This window comes from Tepidiphilus baoligensis, assembly GCF_012911495.1.
Classification (GTDB): Bacteria; Pseudomonadota; Gammaproteobacteria; order Burkholderiales; family Rhodocyclaceae; genus Tepidiphilus; species Tepidiphilus olei.
Map to the genome: position 1 here is coordinate 1 of NZ_JAAAUB010000047.1, position 339 is coordinate 339.

General features: G+C 63.1%; 1 protein-coding gene. It reads left to right on the forward strand.

The features are described 5' to 3' along the window. Positions 1-212: hypothetical protein (locus GV368_RS10950; protein ID WP_169116543.1), on the forward strand; the 212-nt coding region annotated here is incomplete at its 5' end. Positions 213-339: the final 127 nt, after the last annotated feature.

A 339-nucleotide genomic window follows, 5' to 3' on the forward strand; every position in this document is an offset into this window, starting at 1 on the left:
AGCGGGTGGTGGGCAAGGACAATTGTGTCGCGTTCGAGGGGCTGAAGTTGCAAATCCCGCCGGATCGTTATCGCATGCACTACGTGAAGGTCAAGGTGCGGGTGCATCGCTACCTGGACGGACGGTTGGCGATCTTCCATGGCCCGCGAAGGCTCGCGCGCTACACGGCGGACGGTCAGCTGCAACCCCCCGAACTACAGGTCGTCGCGTAGGTCCGCCGCGGCGCCTGCCGGGGAGGGAAGGCGCTCCGGGCTACGCCCTTCACGCCTTCCCTCCCCGGCCCGGAAAAGCGGACAGTTTATGTGCTACGAAACCGGACAGTTCTATTTGTTGACAACA